Raw genomic sequence first — 23306 nt, 5'->3', positions numbered from 1 at the left:
GATAGAATGATTATTTACTTACATGGTTTTGACTCCACCAGTCCGGGAAACCACGAAAAAGTGCTCCAGTTGCAGTTCATTGATGAAGACGTCCGTTTCATTAACTACAGCACTTTGCATCCCAAGCATGATATGCAGCATTTGTTAAAAGAAGTGCATAAAGCGATAGAACAATCTGGTGATCGTAACGCCATTATTTGTGGAGTTGGCTTAGGTGGCTACTGGTCTGAGCGAATCGGCTTCTTATGCGGTATTAAGCAGGTGATATTTAACCCTAACTTGCACCCGGAAAATAACATGCAAGGACGCATAGATCGTCCTGAAGAGTATGAAGATATCGCCACAAAATGTGTTGAAGAATTTCGTAGTAAAAACAAAGACCAGTGTTTGGTGATCCTATCTAAAGATGATGAGGTGCATGACAACCGCCAAACGGCTCAGGCACTCGAGAAACATTACCAAATTATCTGGGATGAAAATGAGACTCATAAGTTTAAGAAAATCTCTCAACATCTGCAGACCATTAAGGCGTTTAAAGCCGACAGCTAAACGTTATTTCTAACCAAATTTCTTCAAAAGCGACGTCAATTGAGCACGTCGCTTTTTTCTTACTCATTCAAATTTAAATTAAGGAAAAATTAAGTGTGATTGGCGTAATCTTTTGTTGCGCGGCACACTCTGCCCTATATAATGAATTCACCATAAATTTTTTGATAAATATCAAAAAAAATTGAGAGCAAACCAATAAGTTTGCCCATTATGAGCTAATGCCCGAGCACGTTAGCCTTGAGTCTTCAGACTGTTATTCCAATTATCGCGTTGTATTTGACGAAAAAACCTCTAATGGCCCTTTGATCGTAAGACTGAAACTGATTCTGCAGATTGGCCAACATTACACAATTTCATCGGGGCGAATTCTTCGACTCGAAACATAGTTTTTATCTTTAGAGGAAAGTTGCTGTGACTCGAATTATCGTAGTAGGCGGCGGTGCAGGCGGATTGGAGCTTGTTACCAAACTAGGTCGTACATTAGGTCGAAAAAGACGGGCAAAAGTGACCCTAGTGGATCGCAAAGCCAGTCATTTATGGAAACCACTTTTACACGAAGTGGCAACAGGTTCTTTGGATGAGGGTGTTGATGCGTTAAGCTATCGCGCCCATGCGAAAAACCACCACTTTGATTTCCAGATGGGTAGCCTTGAAGATATCGACAGAGAGCGCAAAGTTATCACGCTGGGCGAGCTAAGAGATGAACATGATGAGCTTTTAATGCCAGGCCGTGAGCTTGAATATGACATTCTTATCATGGCGTTGGGCTCCACTTCTAATGACTTCAATACTCCAGGCGTAAGAGAGCACTGTATTTTCCTTGATAGTACAGAGCAAGCTTATAAATTCAGAACTGAGATGAACAATGAGTTCCTCAAATTACACGCCAAGCATGGTCATGGCACTGTTGATATTGCAATTGTAGGTGCGGGCGCAACAGGCGTTGAATTATCAGCAGAACTTCATAATGCCGTGAAAGAGCTTCGTACCTATGGCTTTGGTGATCTTGACTCCAGCAAGCTAAACGTCAATCTGATAGAAGCTGGTGAGCGTATCCTACCTGCATTGCCAGCCAGAATTTCCAGCGCTGCACACCACGAGTTAACTAAGCTAGGTGTTAATGTGCGCACAACAACCATGGTGACGGAAGCGGGTGCAGATGGCCTCACTACTAAGGATGGGGAAAAGATTCCTGCTCAGATTATGGTTTGGGCTGCAGGGATTAAAGCACCTGACTTTGTGAAAAATATTGGTGGATTGGAAACTAACCGAATCAATCAACTCATAGTAAAAGACACACTACAAACGACTCTCGATGATGATATTTTCGTAATTGGTGATTTGGCTCAGTGCACTCAAGCTGATGGATCATTTGTACCACCTAGAGCTCAAGCGGCGCACCAAATGGCGAGCTGCGCATTTTCTAATATTGTTGCTAAGCTCAATGGACGCGAACTGAAAGCTTATGTTTATAAAGACAAAGGCTCTTTGGTTTCTTTGAGCCAGTTTTCTACCGTGGGGAGCTTAATGGGTAACTTAACCAAAGGTTCTATGATGGTAGAAGGTCGTATTGCTCGAGTGGTGTACATTTCCTTGTATCGCTTGCATCAGATGGCTTTACATGGCTTGTTCAAAACAGCTCTGATCATTTTGATGGGGCGGATAAACCGAGTACTTCGCCCTAATCTTAAACTGCACTAATCATATCCAAAAGAAAGAGCACCATAGGGTGCTCTTTTTTTCGTTCATTCTAAGGCAGTGAATTAACGAATATTTAAAAATGGAACTCCGCTACATGCGCGAGCGGGCTCTCCTCTTTATTTTTTGTATTGAGAGACAGATTCCCGACAATCTGGTACTCATTACCTAGGCGTTTGACCTTTAGTGATAGTCCGCCAATAAAGTGGAGTTGGTAACTGGTAACGATACTTTGCATACAGCCGTTTACGTCAAACAAATCGGTGACTTCATCAAAACAAGCCAATTTGTGGTTCTCCGAACCATCATTGAAGTAGTAGCTTTTTGATACTTTGGTATCGTCTAAAAGTAGTTTGAGCAGTGAGCCTACTGAGTCTGAGTTGAAGATGATCATATTGTTTTTCTTAGTTTTCTTTTAATTGGACGATCATACTATCTGACATCTTTGAAGAGCGGAGAGTTAAATAACTTTACTAAACGTTAAAATCTCTAAAGTTATTGTTATTCACTTTTTTTGAGATTATTTGTTGTCAGTTGGGATGATGGAATACACGAGCCCTTGCTTGGGCTGTCCATTGAATAGATAGCGGTTTGCGGCGCTTACTTCAAACACTGCACCACATGATTCGGCTAGTTTTTGGCTTGGAATATTGTCGGGATCGCAAACGACTTCAATACGCGTGATTTTAAGTTGCGCGAAGCAAAACTCGACTAATGCATTTAAGGCTTCTTTCGCATAGCCTTGTTTATGATACGAGTCGTTGAGCCAATAGCCTAAACTGGCCATATTAAAGGTGTGGTAAAGCTCATTGATTGCGACCATGCCAATCAGCGCATTATCACTGCGACGATAAAGACCAAAACCGTAGGCTTCTGATTTCACCCAATTCAGTCGAGTGGCAAGCACAAAGCGTTCTGCCTCTTTAATCGTGAACTTATCATGGCACCAATCTATCCAGCGGTGAAGGCTGGGAGATTGAACGACACACTGAGCCAGCTTTTCAGCATCTTCTTGAGGAATCAGTTTCAAAACTAATCTGGGTGTAATGATGTGGTAATCCGGACCCATAATGCTCCTTTATAGAAAAACAGCCCTTGAAAGGGCTGTGAAACGCTATTTAATTCAGGTTATTGTGCGACACGGCGGACCTGAATAATCATCCCTAGCAAAGGGTGATCTAAGAAGTGGGTTTCGGTGCTTCGCATACGGCGTTTTTGGTCCATGCGGTAGCTCTTTAGAAACTCTTCGGTATGTACTGTTGGCGTCACATCTTCCATTAAGCCGACTTGAACCGTGTCTTCGGCAACCATGTCGTCTGTGGGTGTGAATTCAAGAGGTTTTGCTTCGAATGTCACATCTCTTACGCTTGGTGCTTTCAAGTCCAGTTTAACGTCCGCATAAAGGTAGTGCTCGACGTAAACTTGCAACTTGCCGTCCAACTCATAAAGTGGCTTTGCAATGCTTTCTTCGGTGACTCCGTCAATGACCTCTGTACCAATATCCGAACCTTTCTGCGAACCATCAGCATTGAATTGACCAGAAAAATCTCGACCGGCCTGAATATGGAAGGTTGGCGCGACATAGCGATTGCCGTCGCCTTGTCTCCATGCAGTATGCAAGAGTACTTTAAAGCCAGCGTGATTTTTTAGCTTCTGAGCTTGAGGGTTCAACTCATAGGATGAAGCGGGTAGCATTTCAACGCCTTTTTGCTGGCGGTAGCTAGCGTCATTGAAATTGCCGACTCGTTTCATTGAAATTTCAGGTACAGAGTTTGGCCAGGACTCAGCGGTTTGTTCTGGGTTTACCGCACGCTTAAAAATGATCACTTCTATATCAAATTGGCGCTGGGCCCATGAAGGCATCGCGACAACAAGAAGTAGTAGCGGGATCAGCTTTTTCATTACAACTCCATCATAAGGTGAGCGCACCTTGGAAAATAGTTAAGCCTGATCAAATCAGGCTTGTGGTAAAAGGTTCTGCTGGAACTCGCCCAACATATCACCAACAAATTGAATTCTCTTACGTCTGTCGACCAATGGTACCGTAAACTTGAACTTAGTTGGGCCTTCCATCGCGAATTTTTGTGGCTGAGATTGCAATAGTTTAACCAAATACATTGGATTAATGTCAGCGTCCGGATAGAACTCGATGAATCCACCTTTGTCGTGGGCTTCGATTTTCTTCACTTTTAGAGAACCAGCTTCAAGTTTCATTTCTGATACAGAAAGGAGATTCTTGGTTGCATCTGGCAATAGTCCAAAGCGGTCAATCAGTTCAATCTTAAGATCGTCCAGTTCGGCTTTGTCTGATACGCTCGCAATCTGCTTATACATAGATAAGCGCGTGTTGATATCTGGAATATAGTCATCTGGCAGAAGGGCAGGTAGACGCATTTCTACCTCAGTTTGTTCTCTGAGTAATTCGTCTAAAGAAGGCTCTTTCCCTTCTTTCAGCGCTTCAACAGCCTGTTCGAGCATCTCCATATACAGCGTAAAACCGACAGATTGAATTTGCCCGCTTTGTTCATCACCAAGCAGCTCACCCGCACCACGAATTTCAAGGTCGTGAGTGGCGAGTGTAAAGCCTGCCCCTAAGTCTTCCAGTGATGCAATCGCATCTAGACGCTTAATGGCATCTTTAGTCATGGCTTTAGGGTGAGGTGTGAGTAAGTAGGCGTATGCTTGGTGGTGAGAACGACCAACACGACCGCGTAACTGATGCAACTGTGCTAGACCGAGGTTATCGGCTCTATCCATAATGATGGTGTTGGCAGTCGGGACGTCGATGCCAGTTTCAATGATGGTCGTACATACCAACAGATTAAATCGCTGATGGTAGAAGTCATTCATGATGCGCTCAAGCTCACGTTCGCGCATCTGACCGTGAGCCACGGTAATGCGCGCTTCAGGAATGAGCTTCTCTAAATCAGCAGCGACTTTTTCGATGGTTTCAACTTGGTTATGCAAGAAGTATATCTGCCCACCACGCATGATTTCACGCAGCACGGCTTCTCTTACAACGACATCATCGCGTTGACGAACAAAAGTTTTAATCGCCAGTCGTCTTGCTGGTGGTGTTGCGATGATCGATAAATCGCGCATCCCACTCATCGCCATATTTAGCGTTCTTGGAATAGGCGTTGCTGTTAACGTCAGAATATCAACGTCTGCGCGCATCGCTTTCATTTTCTCTTTTTGTCGTACACCAAAGCGGTGTTCTTCATCGACAATCAACAAGCCAAGATCTTTGAATTTGATGTCGTTAGAAAGCAGCTTATGAGTACCGACCACCAAATCGACTTTGCCGTCTTCGATATCTTGCAGTACTTGCTTTTGCTCCTTCGCTGTTTTGAAACGTGACAGTACTTCGACTCGAATCGGTAAGTTAGCAAAGCGGTCTCTGAAGTTTTCAAAGTGTTGCTGGGCAAGCAGTGTGGTAGGAACTAAGACAGCCACTTGCTTACCGTTGTCCGTAGCAAGAAAGGCAGCACGCATCGCCACTTCGGTTTTACCAAAGCCTACATCACCACATACTAGACGATCCATCGCTTTGGCTTGGCACATATCGGACATAACCGCGTTGATCGCCATGGACTGATCATCGGTTTCTTCGAAAGGGAACCCGGCTTTGAAAGTGGCGTACTGGTCACGGTCAAGGGCAAACTTATAACCCGGCTTAAGCTCTCGTTTCGCGTAAACATCAAGTAGCTCTGCTGCCACATCACGCACTTTTTCAGCGGCTCTGCGACGCGCTTTCGCCCAAGCTTCACCACCCAGTTTGTGTAGTGGCGCAGATTCTTCTGCACCACCTGAGTAGCGACTGATCAAGTTTAATGCCGCAACCGGTACGTAAAGCTTAGCGTCATTCTGGTATTCCAGTGTGACGTATTCGGTTGTCATTCCACCTGCTTCCAACGTTTGCAGCCCGATGTAGCGGCCGATACCGTGGTCGATGTGAACGACAGGCTGACCGGGCTTAAGCTCGGCAAGGTTGCGTATGACGGCATCACTGTTTGTAGTTTTGCGATCTTTACGGCGACGCTGGATAACTCGGTCACCGAGTAAGTCACTTTCGCATATCAAAGCAACCTGATTATCGCCAAATAGGAATCCATGCTCAGAGGCGCCCAGTACTAAGGTGAATTTATCGTTGCTTTCTGTCGCGGCAGAGAAACTTTCGTGTTCGACCGGTCGAAGCTTTATGCGTTGCAGCAGTTCAAGGAGTGCTTCGCGGCGGCCTTCAGATTCGACGGAGAAAACGATTTTACCAGTGAAGTTTTCACTAAACTGGCGCAGCGCTGACATCGGTTCCTTGTTTTGGTGCTGAACAGCCAATTCTGGTAATGGTTGAATAGTTGGGTTAGTACGTCCTTGTTTTTCCACAACCGCATCAGCAGAAAGTTGTATTTGAGGCAGCGTTTTAAAGCGACTAAAGAGCTCATCTTTCTTCAGCCACAATTCTTCTGGCGGCAACAGAGGTCTCAGTGGATCCACTTTGCGTTGGTCGTATCTGTAGTCGACATCACTGAGGAAGTGGTCGATGGCTGCTTCTAAATCACCGACCGTGATTAATTGGCTGTCATCGGCAATATAGTCAAACAAGGTTTCGGTGTGCTCAAAAAACAGCGGTTGCCAGTACTCAATACCCGCAGGCCAAGTTCCTTTAGACACCTGCATGTAAACGGACTCGGGCTCACGTCTGGCTTCGAATCTCTGACGCCAGCGGATCCTGAAGTCTTCAATCGCACTCTCTGAAGTCGGGAATTCATGAGCAGGTAGCAGCCTGATCTCTTGAACGTCGTCAATTGAACGTTGGTTTTCTGGGTCAAAAGTACGAATCGTATCAATCTCATCATCGAAGAAATCGATGCGGAATGGGGCACTGGCCCCCATAGGAAAGAGGTCTAAGATGGAACCGCGGCTGGCATATTCACCAGGTCCAAAGACTTGATCTACGTGTCGGTATCCAGATTTCTCTAGCTGAATACGCAGTTTTTCCAGCGAGTAGAGGTCGCCAACTTTGACCATCAAGGTATGCTGCATCAGGAAGTCTCTAGGAGACTGTCTTTGGAGCAATGTGTTGATGGGAACGATGGTAATCCCACTGTTTTGTGTCGGGAGCTGGTACAAACGTGCGATACGATCCGAAATGATCTCCTGGTGAGGAGAAAAGTTATCGTACGGCAAGGTTTCCCAGTCAGGGAAAAGGGAAACTTCCTGCTGAGTAAACTGCTCGATTTCTTGCAACAGTTTTAAGGCTGTCTGTGGGTCAGCAACAGCGAGCAGAGTATGGCTAGAATGTTGATTAGCAAGTTCAGCAATCGCAAGGGCTAAACTTGCCCCTTGTAAATTGCCAACCTGTTTTTTGTCTCCGGCTCCGGATGGGTTAGCCAGATTAAAAAGCGATGTATTAGACATAATGGAATTATTGTTTGTCGCGATTTAGTGAACGCTGACGAAGTAATTTTTGTTGCTGGTAGAGAGCGGCTTTGATCAGGAGGTCTTCATCCTGATCGCGCAATAAATCGTATTTAACCGTAATAATGTATTGAGCATCTTGTTGTTCGCAGCTTTCAACATGGCCATAGCAATAAATAGCGGCTGATGGGTGCTCCATAAACATTTTGACTCGTGTCTTGGTATCGACTGCTAACGCACTGTCTGCAGTATAACTGAACTTACTTGCGCCAAACGACTGAGTGAGGTGTCGATACTGCTCATCATCTTGTTGAGACAGCATAAACGTTAGCAACAAGTTCAGCTTGGCATTTTGAGTATCAAGTAGTTCGATAACATGTCTGAAGTCGTTGTTTTTCAACTCAGTACGAGCATTGTCATTAAGAAGATCAAGATGGCTAAACTCGCTGGCCACCAAAAACGGCGCTGGAATTTCCCCTTCAAACTGATCAAAGCTTGGAAATGCCTGCTCTTGAGTGAGAGGCTCAACATTCACGGTCATTTTGTGGTGTACAGTAAAGTATTCTTGATCAGACATGCGGAAATTCCTTTAAGCTATCCTTTGATTATCGCTATAAGAAGCAACTAATCAAGGTATGTCATTGTTTATCACACATTTTGACGCCTAATTAGCAATTAGGGGCTACAACCGCCTGCTATAAATCGTTACAGTAACGCCTATCAAACGTTATTGGTTTTATATATGTTCCATCCGGTTTCCACCTTTATCGGTTTGCGTTACTTGCGCGGGCGTTCCGGTGACAGGTTCAGTCGTTTTGTTTCCTATATGTCGACCGCAGGTATCACAATTGGTGTGATGTCTCTGGTGACGGTTCTTTCAGTGATGAACGGTTTTGAAGCTCAGCTCAAAGGTCGCATTTTGGGCGTACTGCCTCAGGCTATTGTGTCTGAAGCGGATGGCAAAACGCCTTATACCGAAACAATCCCTGACTTTGCCAAACAATTGTCTACTGCGGCGCATCCTGAGCCTATTGTTCAAAGTGAAGCGGTGATTCAAAGCTCAGACAATCTTTCCGCAGGTCTACTGATTGGCATCAAGCCTAGTGATCATGACCCGATTGAATCCCATTTAATTGCAGGCCGATTGTCTTCTCTTCAGGCTGGCAAGTATCAGGTGTTCATTGGTCACACCCTCGCAAGAGCGATGGACGTGTCGCTTGGTGATAAAGTGCGTCTGATGGTGACCAGTGCGAGTCAGTTTACACCGCTGGGGCGTATTCCTAGCCAGCGTATCTTTACTGTGGCAGGCATTTACAACACAGGCTCAGATGTTGATGGTCAACTTATGCTAACTCATATTGATGATGCCGCGCGCTTATTGCGTTTCAAGAAAGACACCATCACTGGGTGGCGCTTGTTTTTCGATGACCCATTTGTGGTGGGCGAACTGAGTAAGCAGCCATTACCCGAAGGTTGGCAATGGCAAGACTGGAGGGATCAGCGAGGCGAACTGTTTCAAGCCGTCCGTATGGAAAAAAATATGATGGGCTTAATGCTAGGTTTGATTGTGGGTGTTGCTGCATTCAACATTATTTCAGCTCTGATTATGGTCGTGATGGAAAAGCAGTCTGAAGTCGCGATTTTGAAAACGCAGGGAATGACAGATAGACAAGTTTTAGCGATTTTTATGGTTCAAGGTGCAAGCAGTGGAGTCATTGGTGCCATATTTGGTGGCACTTTAGGCGTGCTGCTAGCCAGTAATATTAATGCGCTACTTGAGAGCGCGGGCATTGCTTTGTTTGCCGTAGGAGGCGAACTACCGATTGTGATCAACCCTACTCAAATCAGTATCGTAGTTGCTTTGGCTATTGCACTAAGCCTATTAGCAACACTTTTCCCTTCTTATCGTGCATCTTCCGTTAAACCAGCTGAGGCTTTGAGATATGAGTAACCTGCTTCAATGTCACAATATATGTAAAACATACCGCGAGGGCTCTCTTGATACTCAAGTGCTAAAAGGCGTGAGCTTTGATTTAAAGAAGGGGGAGCTGGTGTCGATCATTGGCTCGTCGGGTTCAGGAAAAAGTACATTACTGCACATCTTGGGTGCCTTGGATGATACTACTCAGGGTGAAGTTACTTTTCTTGGCCAAAACCTTTCCCAGTTGAATTCGAATAAGCAAGCTAAGCTTCGCAACCAGCATCTTGGCTTTGTTTATCAGTTTCATCATCTCTTGGCGGACTTTAGTGCGCTGGAAAATGTTGCCATGCCACTGCTTATTGGCGGAACTAAAACAGCTAAGGCGAAAGAGGCGGCAAAAGCACTGCTGGATAAAGTCGGCTTGAGTCATCGCATGGATCACCGCCCATCTGAGCTGTCTGGTGGTGAACGTCAACGTGTTGCTATCGCACGCGCATTGGTTAACAGCCCAGATTTGGTATTGGCCGATGAGCCGACCGGTAATTTGGATCATAAGACCGCGTTGGCAATCTACGATTTGATGCGTGAGCTTAATGAACAATCTGGGACCGCATTTTTAGTCGTCACGCACGATGGCGAACTGGCGAGTAAGATGGATCGCCAACTGCATATGCAAGATGGCCTGTTACTAAAAGTTGAGGAGGCGTAATTTGTTCTCTTCACTTTCACTGTTTATTGGCGGCCGTTTTAGTCGTGCTAAGCAGCGTAATAAAATGGTGTCATTTATCTCACTGTCTTCCACGATTGGTATCGCGGTGGGTGTGGCGGTGATCATTATCGGTTTGTCAGCGATGAATGGTTTTGAGCGTGAACTCAAAGATCGAGTATTGTCCGTCATTGCTCATGGAGAGTTTGAGGGAGTTCGTGGCCCGATCGAGGAATGGCAGTCGGTTATTGAGCAAGCAGAGAAGCATCCTAAAGTTGAAGCCGCAGCACCTTACGTTAAGATCACTGCATTGGCTGAGAAAGGCCAACAACTTAAAGCGCTTGAAGTCCGAGGGATAGATCCAGATAAAGAATCTGCCGTTTCGAATATGAGCCAGTATATCGATAAAGCGGTCTGGTCTCAGTTTAAAGCGGGCGATAAGCAAGTGATACTAGGGCAAGGTGTGGCTGACTTGCTTGGGGTGTCGCAAGGTGACTACATCACCTTGATGATACCAACTTCGGGTTCAACAACTAAGGTTCAGGCTCCCAAGCGGGTGCGTGTGAGAGTTGCTGGGTTGCTAAAACTCAATGGTCAGATTGACCATAACCTCGCTTTAGTTCCTCTGAAAGATGCTCAGCAATACGCCAAATTGGGTGAGGCCGTTACAGGTGTGTCGTTGAAAGTGTCTGACGTTTTGAATGCGACGCAAATTGTGCGAGAGGCCGGAAACACGCTGAATGTGTATGTCTACTTACGTAGTTGGCAGCAAAACTATGGCTTCTTATATCGAGATATTCAGCTCGTCAGAACAATTATGTATTTGGTCATGGTACTGGTGATTGGTGTTGCTAGCTTCAATATTGTGTCGACACTGATGATGGCAGTCAAAGATCGCGCCTCAGAGATTGCGATATTGAGGACCATGGGCGGTACCGATGGGCTAATCAAGCGGATTTTTGTTTGGCAGGGTGTGTTTTCTGGTGTTTTAGGCAGCGTTGTTGGCAGTATCCTTGGCGTAGCGGTTGCCATGAATCTAACCAAGCTGATTAAAGGGCTGGAAAATTTAATTGGTCACCAGTTCTTGTCAGGTGATATTTATTTTGTCGACTTTCTACCTTCTCAAGTCAACATAGCAGACGTCTGCTTAGTGTCGGGGACGGCGATAGTGTTAAGTTTGCTTGCGACTTGGTACCCCGCATCGCGTGCTAGCAAACTCAATCCGGCGAGCGTGCTTAGTGCGAAATAACACTTCCGCTAAAAACAAAAAAAGGACCTTTATGGTCCTTTTTCATTTTTAAATAACATCGCTATTGCAATTGTTTGATTGCCCCGTCGAACGCTAAACAATTCGATTTTTACTTTTTAAGTAGTCCACCTAATCTGATCTTTCTTTGCTGCCAGCTTCGAACAACGGAATAGCGCCACAGAGCTTTGATACCGAAGTAGCCTGCAATAGCCGATACGATACCGCAAATCATGCAACCAAGTAGGAAAGGAGGTCCAATGGTACTCATTTGGTGCATGATGAACTCCCAAGAAAGCTCAAAGTGAAATGGCTGAGGTGGGATATGCATCACCCAAGCGCCAACTTTATAAGCAAAGTAAAACAGTACAGGCATGGTAATGGGGTTGCTCACCCATACTAAGGCGACGGAGAGCGGAAGGTTTACGCCACAAAGAATGGCTAAACCCGCAGACATAATCATCTGGCTGGGTAGAGGAACGAAAGCCATGAACAGGCCTACGGCAAATGCCCCAGAAGCCGAACGGCGATTGAGACACCAAAGATTTGGGTTGTACAGCACGTTGCCAAAAATTTTGAGTGCTTTCTGACGCTTTATTACTTCGTGGTCAGGCATAAAGCGTTTGATGAATTTTCTTGGCATAGGGAAATATGACTCTCTACTTAAATTACTGGACGCTTATATCGTTCTCTTTCCTTATATCAACCGCTCAGTTCTGGTGGTATATGCCAGCATGGGAGTGGTTGTTTCCCTGTATCTTGACCCTGATACTCAGTATAAGGTCAAAATCGCTAAGGTGGTGTGTTGGTCCTGTGTTCGCATGCCTGATACTAGTGATACACAGTAACCTTTTACGCCATCAGCAAGCAATGCTTTTCCAAGCAGGTCAGGATATTACCATAAATGCGGAGGTTGACAGCTTTTTTAAGCAAATAAGTCATGGCTTTCAAGGGGAAGTAGTGGTGAGATCAATTAATGGTGAAGAATTAAACACGTTTGTTCAGCCGCGAATAAGGCTTGTTTCTCCAATTGTACTTTCTCCCGGTGATGAGATTGGGGCCAGAGTCAGGCTTAAGTCTATTGTAGGTCTACTCAATGATGTTGGCTTTGATGCAGAAAAATATGCATTACAGCAGCGAGTAGTGGGTAGAGCGAGTGTTGTAATCAAAACGCCTTACTGGGCTCGTCATGCTGGCTCTGTACGTTATGAACTGTATCAACAAGTGTTGAACTCGGTAGAGTATCTGCCAAGCAAAGGTTTGATTTTAGCACTGACGTTTGGCGTACGAGAGAGTTTGTCTTTCGAGCTGAAAGAGCAGCTAAAAGCGAGCGGACTGAGTCACCTTATCGCGATATCCGGCTTGCATATTGGCATTGTGTTTTACCTTGGGTGGTGCTTTGGCAAATTACTCCTTAGGCTTTTTCCCAAAGCATTAGCTGCTCCGTTTGCTATAGCAATAATGTGTGCTTATTTTTATGCTTGGCTAGCTGGATTCTCTATCCCCACCCAACGAGCATTGTGGACATGTTGTCTAGCAGTGTTGTTGATTAGCTCTTTTAAGCGCCTCCCAGCAAGTTATAAATGGCTAATTATCCTATCTTGGCTTTTACTGATTGACCCGTTTTCAGCTGCGTCATCAGGTCTTTGGCTATCTATGTGGGCAGTCGCGATAATTTTGGTGTTTGTTTCGTTGCAGAATAGATTGTGGTCACCTTGGGTAAATGCATTTGTGCTGCAATTGGCTTTGCTTATCGGGATGACACCAATAGTGGCAATATCGTTTCAAGGCCTGAGCTTAGCCAGCTTTGCATACAACCTTATCTTCGTTCCGTGGTTCAGCTTCGTTGTCGTGCCGCTAAGTCTATTGGCACTACTGGCTGAAACCGTTTTGAATGTATCAGTGTTTTGGCTGTGGGTTGATATCACTATTGTACCCATCTTCTATGCACTTTCTTTCGCTGACAGCAGCTGGGTTCCATTAAGCCACTCCCTAGTAATCTTGTCCGTCGCGGGGCTGTTGCTGCTGTTATCCTCTACTTTGCTTAGCAATCACGGGAAAGCACTACTTGTATTGTGCGCGTTGGTTTGGGTTATTAAATGGAAAGAAAAGCCAGTATGGCAGACTTTCGTTTTGGATGTTGGTCATGGCTTGGCTATTGTAGTGAAGCAAGGCTCGCGAGCCATTGTCTACGATACCGGAATTGCGTGGGAGGGGAGCAGCATTGCTGCGCAGGTGATTACGCCTTTTCTTCAGTATCACGGTGTGAGTAAGCTGGATATGTTAATTTTATCTCATACCGATGGTGACCATGCTGGTGGCCTAGAGGTGTTGCTACGCGACTGGCAGCCGGAGCTTCTAATGGCTAGCCAACAACTTACCCGAGCTCAAATGTGCTTGAAGGGGAATATACTCGCTTGGGGCGGGTTAACATTAGAGTTTTTGTGGCCGGTTGAATCGGTGCGCCGAGCCTACAACCCTCATTCGTGCGTGGTGAGAGTGTCCTACCCAGAATACAAACAATCGATTCTGTTGCCCGGAGACATCGATGCGATTGTCGAATGGCTTCTCGTCAGACAACCTGATGCGCTTCGTAGCGATGTTTTAGTTGTTCCACATCATGGCAGTAAAACGTCTTCCATACCGCGGTTTATTGAAGCGGTTAACCCCAAGGTGGCCATCGCTTCATCTGCGTTGTATGGAAAGTGGCGACTCCCAGCCTATAATGTGGTCAAACGGTATACAGACAGAGACGTGCAATGGTTTGATACGGGGGCTCACGGTCAAGTTAGTGTCAATTTCTATGCAAACCATTGGAAAATTGACGCGATAAGAGAGTGGAAAGGATTGGCTTGGTATAGGCAGACGCTACGTAAGGGAGTAGAATAGACCGAATATTGTAAGAAAAATAAGCAGTTCTATGTCTCTTAATCAAGATGAAACGACCCTGCAAACTTTTAAGCGTTTATGGACTTACATTCGCTTGTACAAAGCAGGTTTGGCTGTAGCGGTCGTTGCTCTCATTATCAATGCGGTAGCTGACACATATATGGTGTCACTCCTAAAGCCTCTGTTAGATGAAGGTTTTGGTGATACCGAGTCTAATTTTCTTCGCACTTTGCCTTTCATTGTCTTCGGTATGATGGTTATTAGAGGGTTGAGTGGCTTCGTTTCTTCATATTGTTTGAGCTGGGTTTCAGGCAACGTTGTGATGCTGATGCGTCGACGAATTTTTAGCCAGTTCATGCACATGCCAGTGTCTTATTTCGATAAAGAATCGACAGGTGGATTGCTGTCTCGCATTACTTATGACTCAGAGCAAGTTGCGGGTGCGACCAGCCGAGCTTTAGTGAGTATTGTACGTGAAGGTGCAAGTATCATAGGTTTACTGGTTCTGATGTTCTGGAACAGCTGGCAGCTTTCATTGGTGCTCTTCGTTGTGGCGCCTGTCGTTGCTTGGGCTATTGGTATCGTGTCAAAGCGTTTCCGTAAGATCTCTAAGAGTATGCAGGATACGATGGGGCATGTGACGGCCTCCGCTGAGCAAATGCTAAAGGGGCACAAAGTGGTACTAAGCTATGGTGGTCAGAACGTTGAACGTGAGCGTTTTGATACCGTGAGCAACCAGATGCGCCAGCAATCGATGAAGTTGGTTGCGGCTCAGGCGATTGCAAACCCAGTGATTCAGATTATCGCATCGATTGCGCTTGTTGTTGTTTTGTTCCTAGCGAGTGTTGATTCAATCAAAGAGCAGCTAACTCCAGGTACGTTTACCGTGGTTTTCTCTGCGATGTTCGGTCTACTGCGTCCGCTTAAAGCGCTAACCAACGTTACGTCGGAGTTTCAGCGTGGTATGGCAGCAAGCCAGACCTTGTTTGCGCTGATGGACCTGGAAACAGAGCAAGATAACGGTAAGTACGAAGCTAAGGCTGTTCGTGGTGAAGTCGCTGTTAAAGACGTCACATTTACCTATCAAGGCAAAGAAGCACCGGCGCTGCGCAATGTCAGCTTTGATATACCGAAAGGAAAAACGGTCGCGCTTGTTGGTCGTTCAGGTTCTGGTAAAAGTACCATTGCGAACCTTTTTACCCGATTCTATGACGTTGACTCAGGAAACATTGAGCTCGACGGGCATGATGTACGTGATTACAAGCTGACTAACCTACGCAGTCATTTCGCGCTAGTGTCGCAAAATGTTCACTTATTCAACGACACCATTGCCAATAACATCGCCTATGCCGCGACGGATGAATACAGCCGAGAGCAGATTGAAGAAGCTGCTCGCTTGGCTTATGCGATGGACTTTATCGACAATATGGACGATGGGCTTGATACCGTTATCGGTGAAAATGGCACGAGTCTCTCCGGTGGTCAGCGCCAGCGAATCGCTATCGCGCGCGCCTTGTTACGTGACGCGCCAGTGTTGATCTTGGATGAAGCAACATCTGCACTTGATACTGAATCTGAAAAAGCGATTCAATCTGCGTTGGATGAATTGCAGAAAAATAAAACGGTACTTGTTATCGCACACAGGCTGTCAACGATTGAAAGCGCTGACGAGATTTTGGTCGTTGATGAAGGTGAAATCGTTGAGCGCGGTGACCATAGCACTTTGATTGAAAAAGATGGCGCCTACGCACAGCTTCACCGGATACAGTTTGGTGCTTAAACCGTGATTGAAAAAATCTGGTTTGAAAACCATCCTCTACGCTATTTTTTGTGGCCATTGTTATGGCCACTCAGTTTAGTATTTGGAGCTATCAGTCGTTCAAGGCGCCAAGCATTTGTGTCTGGGAATAAAGCCAGTTACAAAGCACCAGTTCCTGTTGTTGTGGTTGGCAACATTACCGCTGGTGGCAACGGCAAGACTCCTGTCGTCATTTGGCTGGTGGAGCAATTACAATCCATGGGTTACAAACCTGGGGTGGTGTCTCGTGGATATGGCGCTAAAGCGCCGAGCTACCCACTCATTGTTGAAGAACAAACACCGACCAAGCATTGTGGTGATGAGCCCAAGTTAATTTTCAAACGAACGACAGCTCCTGTAGCGGTATCTCCGGTACGAAGTGATGCTGTCAAAGCTTTATTGCCTCTTGGTGTTGATATTGTCATTACAGATGACGGCTTGCAGCACTATGCGTTACAAAGAGACATTGAAATCGTAGTGGTAGACGGTAATCGCCGCTTTGGCAGTGAGCAACTGATACCACTTGGGCCCTTACGTGAGACTACCGAACGATTGAGCGAAGTCGATTTCATCATCACTAACGGTGGGTTAGCTTACGAGAACGAAGCCGCCATGGCCCTGACACCGAGTTTGGCCGTGAACCTAAAAACCCGAGAGAAAGCCCCTGTTAGTCAGCTTGAACAGCTGGTGGCGATGGCGGGTATTGGTCATCCACCGAGGTTTTTTAACACATTAGAAAGTCTCGGTGCGAGCCCAGTCGTCACTCAAGGCTTTTCCGATCATAAAGATTTTGAACCATCAGAGTTGCAAACCTTGGCTAGCCGCGGACAACATCTGATCATGACAGAAAAAGATGCAGTAAAATGTGCCAGTTACGCAGAAGAAAACTGGTGGTATCTTCCAGTGACTGCTAGCTTTAGTCCCCAAGATGAAACGCGCATTTTAAGTAAGATTAAAGAGGTTAAAGAAAAGTATGGACCATCGACTGCTTGAGATTGTAGCTTGCCCTGTATGCAAAGGTAAGCTTACGTTCGACAAAGACAAACAAGAGCTGATCTGCAAGTTGGACCGCCTTGCTTACCCGATTAAAGAAGGTATCCCGGTCCTACTGGAGCCTGAAGCGCGCCAAATGAGCATGGAAGAGGGACGATAATGTCATTTACCGTCGTTATACCTGCACGTTATGAATCAACACGTTTACCAGGTAAGCCATTAGCTGACATTGGTGGTAAACCAATGATTCAGTGGGTCTACGAGCAATCACTGCAGGCTGGTGCTGAGAAAGTTGTCGTTGCGACTGACGATGCGCGAGTGGAGAGTGCGGTACAAGCATTCGGTGGTGTGGTTTGCATGACATCCTCTGAACATGAGTCGGGAACTGAGCGTTTAGCTGAAGTTGTGAAAGTCATGAACATTCCGGATGATCATGTGATCGTGAATGTACAGGGCGATGAACCACTGATTCCGCCAGCAGTTATCACGCAAGTTGCGAATAATCTAGCGAGCAGCCAAGCTCCTATGGCAACGTTAGCAGTTGAAATTTCCCATGAAGACGAAGTCTTTAACCCGAATGCCGTGAAAGTTCTGACAGATAAGGATGGTTATGCGATGTACTTTAGTCGTGCGACTATCCCGTGGGATCGAGATAATTTTGCCAATGGTGGCAAGGTGATTGCTCAACCTCTGATGCGTCACATCGGTATCTATGCTTATCGCGCGGGGTTCATCAATACCTATATCAATTGGGAACCGACTGCTCTAGAGAAGATTGAGAGTTTAGAGCAGCTTCGAGTATTGTGGTATGGTGAGAAAATTCATGTCGAAGTGGCTAAGCAAGCGCCACCTGCTGGCGTTGATACTCCAGAAGATTTAGAAGTAGTGAGGAAGCTTATTGCTAATCAATAAAGAAAAGGCCCGTTAGGGCCTTTTTTGTTGCTATATCTTTCCATCATAGTCGTTACGTTTTGGGCATGTACCCAGAATTTCGCGTCGCCCTGACTCTTTAACTTCTTCTAGTATGACGTCAAACCCCCATAGCCGATACATGTGCTTTAATACTTCGTCGTAGCTATCATCGAGTGGAATACGATCATGTGGGACATATTGAAGTGTCAGTGAGCGATCACCTCGTACATCAACGTTAAAGACCTGAATATTCGGTTCTAAACTGCTGAGGTTGTACTGGCCTGCCAGCTTCTCTCTGATTTCTCGGTAACCCAGATCATTGTGAATCGCGGTGACTTCGATGTAGTTCTTTCTATCATCATCAGTAATGGCGAAGAGCTTAAAGTCGCGCATTAGTTTAGGAGATAGATACTGGCTGATGAAGCTTTCATCTTTAAAGTTTTTCATTGCAAAATGAACTGCTTCTAACCAATCGGTCCCCGCCAGCTCTGGGAACCACTCTTTGTCCTCATCCGTAGGCTCTTCACAAATTCTACGAATATCACGGAACATCGCGAACCCGAGAGCATAAGGGTTGATACCGCTGAAATAAGGACTGTTGTACGCTGGTTGCGCGACAACACTCGTGTGACTATGTAGGAACTCAAGAATGAAGCGTTCTGTCACCAATCCTTCATCGTACATATGGTTAAGAATGGTGTAATGCCAGAATGTAGCCCAACCCTCGTTCATTACCTGAGTTTGTTTCTGAGGGTAGAAGTATTGGCTGATTTTGCGAACGATACGTACGATCTCTCGTTGCCATGATTCTAGCAGCGGTGCGTGTTTTTCAATGAAGTATAAGATGTTTTCCTGAGGTTCAGAAGGGAAGCGAATCTTGGACTCTTCCTGTTCGACTTTACCTTTAGGGACGGTTCTCCATAGATCGTTCACTTGGGATTGAAGATACGCTTCGCGCTCCTCCTGACGCATTTTTTCTTCCGCAATAGAGATTTTCTCTGGGCGTTTATATCGGTCTACGCCGAAGTTCATTAAGGCATGACAGGAATCGAGAAGCTCTTCAACTTCTTTCACGCCGTACTTTTGCTCACAATCCGCAATGTACTTTTTCGCAAACAATAGATAGTCGATGATAGAGCTGGCATCAGTCCAAGTTTGGAATAGGTAATTGCCTTTAAAAAATGAATTGTGGCCGTAACAGGCATGCGCCATTACCAATGCTTGCATGGTGACCGTATTTTCTTCCATCAGATACGCGATACAAGGATCGGAATTGATCACGATCTCGTAGGCTAGGCCCATTTGGCCATGCTTATAACCCTGCTCGGTTTGGATAAATTTTTTGCCAAATGACCAGTGATTGTAATTGATTGGCATACCAATGCTTGAATAGGCATCCATCATCTGCTCAGAAGTAATGACTTCGATCTGATTAGGATAAGTATCTAATCGATAATGCTCTGCAACACGCTTTATCTCAACGTGATAGCGTTCGAGAAGATCAAATGTCCAATCTGGGCCATCTGGCAGTGTCTTTTTCTTGGTTGGCTTTTTGGTTTTTGTTGTCATAGTGGCCTCCCTAAGCAGTTTCTTTTCTGAAGAGCTCTCGGAATACTGGGAATATGTCTTCAACGCTGCGAATATTCTTCATTGCAAAGTTGTCGAAGGCACCTTCCAGTTTCTCGTACTCATGCCACAAGGTCTGGTGAGAGCGTCGTGTGATTTCGATGTAGGAGTAGTACTGACAATTTGGTAATAGATTTTTGGTAAGCAACTCACGACAACGTGGAGAGTCGTCGGCCCAGTTGTCGCCGTCAGATGCTTGTGCCGCATAAATGTTCCACTCACCGACAGGATAACGATCTTCAACGATTTCCTTCATCAGTTTTAGGGCGCTGGATACTATTGTGCCACCCGTTTCTTGAGAGTAGAAAAACTCATGCTCATCGACTTCTTTTGCTTGAGTGTGGTGGCGAATGAATACGACATCAACGTTTTCATAAGTACGGGTCAAGAATAAGTAGAGCAATACGTAGAAACGCTTGGCGATATCTTTGGTTGCTTGGTCCATTGAGCCTGATACATCCATCAGACAAAACATTACAGCTTGGCTGGATGGAATTGGGCGTCGTTCGTAGTTTTTAAATCTTAAGTCAAAGGTATCAATGAAAGGGACGGTGTCGATTTTTCGTCTGAGATCTTTAATTTCCTTCTTGAGTCTTTTTTCTTCCAGTAGTTGAGCTGGTTCGCTCATTTTCACTTGATCGAGTTCTTCTTCCAACTCTCTCAACATGCGCTTTTTACCCGCGGTCATAGCCGTTCGGCGCGCAAGAGATTGCTGTAGGGATTTTACAATCGCGATGTTGGCGGGCACACCCGCGGTTTGATAACCCGCACGGTGAGTCTTCCACTCTGTAATCTTGTTGATTTGGTTTTTCTCTAGATTTGGCAGCTCCAAATCTTCGAACAGGATATCCAGATACTCATCTTTTGAAATCTGGAAAACGAATTCATCCTGACCTTCGCCATCTGGGCTTGCATCGCCTTCACCGGAGCCACCGCCCTGACCGCCACCTTTAGGGCGCTCGATTTTATCGCCAGTAATGAACTGATCGTTACCAGGGTGGACACGTTCTTTTACGCCACCTTTGCCTTGGTGAAAGATTGGTTCTTTGATGTCTTTGTGAGGAATCGCGACATCCTCGCCTGTTTCGGTATTCGTGATTGAACGGCGATTGACTGCGTCTGCGACAGATTCTTTGATTTGTTCTTTATGACGACGTAAGAAACGCTGGCGGTTTACCGCGCTCTTATTTTTTCCGTTCAGTCGTCGGTCAATAAATTGCGCCATGAGTCACCCCTCTTTTGGTACATGCACTTATCAAGAGCATGCATCTTGTTCGCATCCAATCTCCTGCCAGAGGTTCACTCTGGCAGGTACTCCATTGGCTTTCCTCTCTCGTTCAGAGGAAGGTTGTCTCAGCTATTAAGATGATTTACGCACGCGTAAATACCATTCCGATAGCAAGCGGACTTGTTTCTCGGTATAGCCTTTCTCCATCATACGAGCGACAAAGTCGTCGTGTTTCTTCTGGTCTTCAGAAGATGTTTTCGCATTGAAGGAGATAACGGGTAATAGTTCTTCCGTATTTGAGAACATTTTCTTCTCAATCACAGTGCGAAGCTTCTCATAGCTAGTCCAAACTGGGTTTTGTCCGTTGTTGTTAGCACGAGCACGAAGAACAAAGTTCACAATCTCATTACGGAAATCTTTAGGGTTACTAATGCCTGCTGTTTTTTCGATTTTCTCAAGTTCGTTATTTAACGCAGAACGGTCGAATAGCTGGCCTGTCTCTGGGTCACGATACTCTTGATCCTGAATCCAGAAATCAGCATAAGTGACGTAACGGTCAAAGATGTTTTGTCCGTATTCAGAGTAAGACTCGAGGTAAGCGGTTTGAATCTCTTTACCAATGAACTCTACGTAGCGCGGAACCAGATAGCCTTTCAAGAATTCCAGATATTTCTCAGCGGTTTCCTGAGGGAACTGCTCACGTTCGATTTGCTGCTCAATAACGTAGAACAGATGAACTGGGTTCGCTGCGACTTCGGTTTGATCGAAGTTGAAGACTCGAGACAGGATCTTAAACGCGAAACGTGTTGATAGGCCTGACATACCTTCATCGACACCAGCGAAATCTCGATACTCTTGGTAACTCTTCGCTTTAGGGTCAGTATCTTTCAGGGTTTCACCATCGTAAACACGCATCTTGGAGAAGATAGATGAGTTTTCAGGCTCTTTTAGTCGAGAAAGAATACTGAACTGCGACAACAACTCTAGCGTACTAGGAGAGCACGGAGCTTTTGCCAGTTCAGAGTGATCCAACAGTTTCTGGTAGATCTTCACTTCTTCCGCAACACGCAGACAGTAAGGCACTTTGACGATGTAAACACGGTCAAGGAATGCTTCGTTGTTCTTGTTATTGCGGAAAGTTTGCCACTCTGACTCATTCGAGTGCGCCAGTATCATGCCGTCGAAAGGCAGAGCTGATAGGCCTTCGGTACCGTTGTAGTTACCTTCCTGAGTTGCAGTTAGTAGAGGGTGAAGCACTTTGATCGGTGCTTTAAACATCTCTACGAATTCCATCAAGCCTTGGTTGGCACGACACAGAGCACCTGAGTAGCTGTATGCATCTGGGTCATCCTGGGAATAATGCTCAAGCTGACGAATATCGACTTTACCGACTAGTGATGAAATATCTTGGTTGTTTTCGTCACCCGGCTCTGTTTTCGCAACTGCGACCTGATCCAAAATAGAAGGACGCACTTTCACAACTTTAAACTTGGTGATATCACCGCCAAACTCATGGAGACGTTTTGCCGCCCATGGCGACATAATTGAACGTAAATAACGTTTTTCGATGCCATACTCACGTTTAAGCAGTTCGCCATCTTCACCGACGTCGAATAAGCAAAACGGATGGTCGTTTACTGGGCTTCGTTCGCCGTCTGCTGAAAGGACATAAATAGGCACTTGTTGCATCAGCGCTTTGAGCTTCTCTGCAAGGGAGGATTTACCGCCACCTACAGGGCCGAGCAAATAAAGAATCTGTTTACGCTCTTCTAAGCCTTGTGCGGCATGTTTTAGGTAAGAAACGATTTGTTCAATCGCTTCTTCCATGCCATAGAAGTCTTTGAAGGTCTCATATCGGGAAATGACCCGATTTGAAAAAATTCGGCTTAAACATGGATCTTGCGCAGTATCGATTAGCTCTGGTTCGCCGATAGCCATCAGTAGACGCTCTGCGGCATTAGCGTAAGCACTTTTATCATCTTTACATAGCGTCAAGAAATCCTGTAAAGATAATTCTTCATCCTTGGCAGCTTCGTAGCGCGCTTGGTAATGGTCGAAAATACTCATAATGAATTCCCCTCTGAACCTGTCTTTATAGACAATCAACCCGCATAGAAAAAACAAATCCTTTCCTATTAAAGACTAGTTGGTTTTTAGAATTTTGCTTAAAAAATATGTGTTTATTTGCAAATTGTGATGTTTGACCACTTGTTGACGATAAGTGGAATTTGAGCCCTGTTAAATGCAAATAAGTTGATATCCTTGGTGTGAATGTATTTTCTTATTGGTATAGTTTTTGCTCATCAAAACAGGTGATTAATC

Annotated in this window: 19 protein-coding genes; 10 read left to right on the top strand and 9 right to left on the bottom strand. The window is 45.4% G+C overall.

The window, feature by feature from the left end; all coding sequences use genetic code 11:
* Nucleotides 1-6: 6 nt before the first annotated feature.
* Both ycfP and QMA41_RS04795 read left to right on the top strand, forming a co-directional pair.
* Nucleotides 7-549 (top strand): alpha/beta hydrolase YcfP, encoded by a 543-nt coding sequence (gene ycfP / locus QMA41_RS04800; RefSeq protein ID WP_021455149.1) that lies wholly within the window; start codon nucleotides 7-9, stop codon nucleotides 547-549.
* A gap of 411 nt (nucleotides 550-960) precedes the next feature.
* The gene (locus tag QMA41_RS04795; RefSeq protein WP_019278010.1) at nucleotides 961-2250 is read left to right on the top strand and encodes an NAD(P)/FAD-dependent oxidoreductase; all 1290 of its coding nucleotides are present in this window, start codon (nucleotides 961-963) and stop codon (nucleotides 2248-2250) included.
* Nucleotides 2251-2323: 73 nt separating this feature from the next.
* Here the strand turns inward: QMA41_RS04795 and QMA41_RS04790 are convergent, their stop codons facing one another.
* From QMA41_RS04790 to QMA41_RS04770, 5 genes are all read right to left on the bottom strand, one after another.
* Nucleotides 2324-2641 (bottom strand): hypothetical protein, encoded by a 318-nt coding sequence (locus QMA41_RS04790; protein WP_021455151.1) that lies wholly within the window; start codon nucleotides 2639-2641, stop codon nucleotides 2324-2326.
* A 126-nt stretch (nucleotides 2642-2767) separates the two neighbouring features.
* Complete coding sequence (locus QMA41_RS04785) at nucleotides 2768-3316, bottom strand: GNAT family N-acetyltransferase (protein ID WP_095665586.1); 549 nt, start codon at nucleotides 3314-3316, stop codon at nucleotides 2768-2770.
* A 59-nt stretch (nucleotides 3317-3375) separates the two neighbouring features.
* Nucleotides 3376-4149, bottom strand: coding sequence for a peptidoglycan binding protein CsiV (locus tag QMA41_RS04780; protein WP_006959066.1), 774 nt, complete (start codon nucleotides 4147-4149; stop codon nucleotides 3376-3378).
* A gap of 54 nt (nucleotides 4150-4203) precedes the next feature.
* Nucleotides 4204-7665, bottom strand: a complete 3462-nt coding sequence (mfd, locus tag QMA41_RS04775; RefSeq protein WP_281629006.1) for a transcription-repair coupling factor — start codon at nucleotides 7663-7665, stop codon at nucleotides 4204-4206.
* A gap of 7 nt (nucleotides 7666-7672) precedes the next feature.
* Complete coding sequence (locus tag QMA41_RS04770) at nucleotides 7673-8242, bottom strand: PilZ domain-containing protein (protein ID WP_171340284.1); 570 nt, start codon at nucleotides 8240-8242, stop codon at nucleotides 7673-7675.
* 165 nt (nucleotides 8243-8407) lie between these two features.
* Here QMA41_RS04770 and lolC point away from each other — a divergent pair, with 165 nt between their 5' ends.
* Genes lolC through lolE form a run of 3 tightly spaced genes read left to right on the top strand, consistent with a single transcriptional unit; the run spans nucleotide 8408 to nucleotide 11541 of the window.
* Nucleotides 8408-9616 carry a lipoprotein-releasing ABC transporter permease subunit LolC gene (gene lolC, locus QMA41_RS04765; protein ID WP_171375641.1) on the top strand — a complete coding sequence of 403 codons (1209 nt, stop codon included), beginning with the start codon at nucleotides 8408-8410 and terminating at the stop codon, nucleotides 9614-9616.
* Entirely contained in the window at nucleotides 9609-10295 is a 687-nt protein-coding gene (gene lolD, locus QMA41_RS04760) for a lipoprotein-releasing ABC transporter ATP-binding protein LolD (protein ID WP_281629005.1), read from the top strand. The genes lolC and lolD overlap by 8 nt, the downstream gene beginning before the upstream one ends.
* Nucleotide 10296: 1 nt before the next feature.
* Complete coding sequence (lolE, locus tag QMA41_RS04755) at nucleotides 10297-11541, top strand: lipoprotein-releasing ABC transporter permease subunit LolE (RefSeq protein ID WP_281629004.1); 1245 nt, start codon at nucleotides 10297-10299, stop codon at nucleotides 11539-11541.
* A gap of 109 nt (nucleotides 11542-11650) precedes the next feature.
* Here lolE and QMA41_RS04750 read toward each other — a convergent pair whose 3' ends face one another.
* Entirely contained in the window at nucleotides 11651-12181 is a 531-nt protein-coding gene (locus QMA41_RS04750) for a DUF2062 domain-containing protein (protein WP_006959060.1), read from the bottom strand.
* 8 nt (nucleotides 12182-12189) lie between these two features.
* On the opposite strand from QMA41_RS04750, the gene QMA41_RS04745 reads away from it, so the two are divergent.
* Genes QMA41_RS04745 through kdsB form a run of 5 tightly spaced genes read left to right on the top strand, consistent with a single transcriptional unit; the run spans nucleotide 12190 to nucleotide 18130 of the window.
* On the top strand, nucleotides 12190-14427 hold the full coding sequence (locus QMA41_RS04745; RefSeq protein ID WP_348650160.1) for a DNA internalization-related competence protein ComEC/Rec2: 2238 nt from the start codon (nucleotides 12190-12192) through the stop codon (nucleotides 14425-14427).
* 31 nt (nucleotides 14428-14458) lie between these two features.
* Complete coding sequence (gene msbA / locus QMA41_RS04740) at nucleotides 14459-16207, top strand: lipid A ABC transporter ATP-binding protein/permease MsbA (protein WP_065740399.1); 1749 nt, start codon at nucleotides 14459-14461, stop codon at nucleotides 16205-16207.
* Between the two features lie 3 nt (nucleotides 16208-16210).
* Nucleotides 16211-17218 (top strand): tetraacyldisaccharide 4'-kinase, encoded by a 1008-nt coding sequence (gene lpxK / locus QMA41_RS04735; RefSeq protein WP_281629002.1) that lies wholly within the window; start codon nucleotides 16211-16213, stop codon nucleotides 17216-17218.
* The gene (locus tag QMA41_RS04730; protein ID WP_006075338.1) at nucleotides 17199-17378 is read left to right on the top strand and encodes a Trm112 family protein; all 180 of its coding nucleotides are present in this window, start codon (nucleotides 17199-17201) and stop codon (nucleotides 17376-17378) included. The genes lpxK and QMA41_RS04730 overlap by 20 nt, the downstream gene beginning before the upstream one ends.
* The gene (kdsB, locus tag QMA41_RS04725) at nucleotides 17378-18130 is read left to right on the top strand and encodes a 3-deoxy-manno-octulosonate cytidylyltransferase (RefSeq protein WP_281629001.1); all 753 of its coding nucleotides are present in this window, start codon (nucleotides 17378-17380) and stop codon (nucleotides 18128-18130) included. Before QMA41_RS04730 ends, kdsB begins: the two co-directional genes overlap by 1 nt.
* Before the next feature lie 30 nt (nucleotides 18131-18160).
* Here kdsB and QMA41_RS04720 read toward each other — a convergent pair whose 3' ends face one another.
* From QMA41_RS04720 to QMA41_RS04710, 3 genes are all read right to left on the bottom strand, one after another.
* Nucleotides 18161-19699 carry a SpoVR family protein gene (locus QMA41_RS04720; RefSeq protein WP_006959055.1) on the bottom strand — a complete coding sequence of 513 codons (1539 nt, stop codon included), beginning with the start codon at nucleotides 19697-19699 and terminating at the stop codon, nucleotides 18161-18163.
* Between the two features lie 10 nt (nucleotides 19700-19709).
* Nucleotides 19710-20981: a YeaH/YhbH family protein gene (locus tag QMA41_RS04715; RefSeq protein WP_006959054.1), complete on the bottom strand. Its 1272-nt coding sequence runs from the start codon at nucleotides 20979-20981 to the stop codon at nucleotides 19710-19712.
* 135 nt (nucleotides 20982-21116) lie between these two features.
* Nucleotides 21117-23051 carry a PrkA family serine protein kinase gene (locus tag QMA41_RS04710; protein ID WP_281629000.1) on the bottom strand — a complete coding sequence of 645 codons (1935 nt, stop codon included), beginning with the start codon at nucleotides 23049-23051 and terminating at the stop codon, nucleotides 21117-21119.
* Nucleotides 23052-23306 lie beyond the last annotated feature (255 nt).

The organism is Vibrio sp. St2, from assembly GCF_947311885.1.
Taxonomy (GTDB): Bacteria; Pseudomonadota; Gammaproteobacteria; order Enterobacterales; family Vibrionaceae; genus Vibrio; species Vibrio coralliilyticus.
This window is presented reverse-complemented; position numbering and strand designations above follow the sequence as displayed.